The organism is Kitasatospora sp. NPDC127121, assembly GCF_042677305.1.
Lineage (GTDB): Bacteria > Actinomycetota > Actinomycetes > Streptomycetales > Streptomycetaceae > Kitasatospora.
On record NZ_JBHXTQ010000166.1, the window covers coordinates 1 to 2,000 of the forward strand.

A 2,000-nucleotide genomic window follows, 5' to 3' on the forward strand; every position below is an offset into this window, starting at 1 on the left:
GTCGTCGTACGTCCCGTCCGGGTCAGCCGTACGACACGTTGGCGCACGGGTCGTCGTCGGCCGACCGGGCGGCGTTGGCGACGCTGCTGGGCACCGGGGCCGGAGCGGCCGGGGCGCCGGGCGACGCGGAGGCGGCCAGGTCGGCGGCGCCGGCCGGATTGGCGGCGGCGAAGTCGTGGCCGAGCACCACGCTGACGCCCTTGCCGCCGGCCTGGACGGTGGCGCCCGGGAACAGCTTCGCGACCGCGTCGGCCGCGGCGCGCTCGCCCGCGCCGTACTCGACGACCGTGGTGGCGCGCGGCTTGCCGGTCGCGTTGCCGACGCTGGTCACGGTGTAGCCGGCACCCTTGACGGCCTCCGCGGCCTTGCCGCCGAGCCCGGTCGCGCCGGTGCCGTTGAGCACGGCGACCTTCACGTCGGCGGGCTTGGCCTCGCCGCTCTTGGCGTCCGGGACGGGGGTGGTGGCGGTGGGGCTGGGGGTGGCCTCGGCGGCGGGGGTGCCCGGCGCGGCGGAGTCCGCGGCGGTGGCGCTCGCGTCCTGGCCGTCCAGGGTGCGGTCGGCCTTGAGCGCGGCCCAGAGCTGGTCCGAGTCGGGGTGGAGCAGGGCGACCCGCGGGCCCTCGTAGCGCCACGGCGCCGTCACGAACTTGACGTCGTGCAGGTTGACGTCCTTGAGTGACATGGCGAAGGAGAGCAGCTTGGCCGCGGAGCCGAGGTCGGGGTCGACGGTGAGCGACTTGGTCGCGGCGTCGGCGAGCGGCAGCAGGGTGGTCGGGTCCATGCCGCGGGACTTGACCTCCTTGATGAGCGAGGAGAGGAAGGCCTGCTGACGCTTGGTGCGGCCGATGTCGGAGCCGTCGCCGATGCCGTGCCGCACCCGGACGAAGTCGAGCGCGGACTGGCCCTCCACCTTCTGTTTGCCCTTGGGGAAGACCAGCTTGCCCTTCTTGCCCAGGTTCGGGTTGAGATCGCCCTCGTGGATGTCGTTCGGCAGGCAGACCTCGACGCCGCCGACCGCCTTGGTCATCGAGGCGAAGCCGTTGAAGTCCACCACGATGGTGTGGTCGACCCGCAGGTTGGTGAGCTTCTCGACGGCGTTCTGGGTGCAGGCCGGGTTGCCCTGGTCGGTGTCGCCCACCGAGAAGGCGCTGTTGAACATCACATTGGTCTGTTCCTTGGTCCACTTGCCGTTCGGGAGCTTGCACGCCGGGATGGTGACCAGGGAGTCGCGGGGGATGGAGATGCCGACGGCGTGCTTGTGGTCGGCGTAGACGTGCAGCAGGATCGCGGTGTCCGAGCGGGCGCCGCCGTCCCCGCCGCCGCCGAGGTCGCTGTTGCCGTTGCCGCGGCTGTCCGAGCCGATCAGCAGGACGTTGACCGGGCTGCGGCCCTGGGCGTCCGGCGCCGCGGCGGCCGGGCGGTCCTTGCTGAGGGCGTCGCCGTCGAAGGTGGTGAGGTTGCTGTTCAGGCGGTAGTAGACGGCGCAGCCGCCGAGGACCAGGAGGGCGGTGCAGCCGGCCGTCGCCCAGAGCACCTTCTCCTTGGTGCTGCGCTTGGCCTTGGGCTTCGCCCGGCTCGTACGGCTGGCCTGACCGGCCCGGCCTGCCTGATCCGGCCGGCCGGCCTGGCCGCCGTCCGCCGGGCGGCCCTGCGCGGTGCGCTCCTCGGCTGTGCGGCCGTCGGGTATGTCGCCGTCGGGTATGCGGCCCTCCGGCGAGCCGCCGGCTGCCCGGCGCGGCGATTTTCCGGCTCCGGGGGAACCCCTGTGACCAGACACGTCGTCATCCTCCACAGTTGCCACGAAACCCCCGTCGGACCGGCGGGCGTGCGTGGCCGGGGCCGGAGCCGATCCGGGCAGGCCCGTCGCTAAACTTTTACACCGCTGTAGAAACTCAGTGGAGCATACTAGTAGGGCTTGGTCAGGTCTGTGCGGTAGTGGCGTGTCTGTTGGTGGGTTGTGTCGTTGGTGGTGTGTGACACCTGAGGAGATGGCCGGGGTC

Annotated in this window: 1 protein-coding gene; it reads right to left on the reverse strand. The window is 72.1% G+C overall.

Annotated elements, in window-relative coordinates:
- Positions 1 to 22 precede the first annotated feature (22 nt).
- Positions 23 to 1,777 carry an LCP family protein gene (locus tag ACFVHI_RS37120; protein WP_380346466.1) on the reverse strand — a complete coding sequence of 585 codons (1,755 nt, stop codon included), beginning with the start codon at positions 1,775 to 1,777 and terminating at the stop codon, positions 23 to 25.
- Positions 1,778 to 2,000 lie beyond the last annotated feature (223 nt).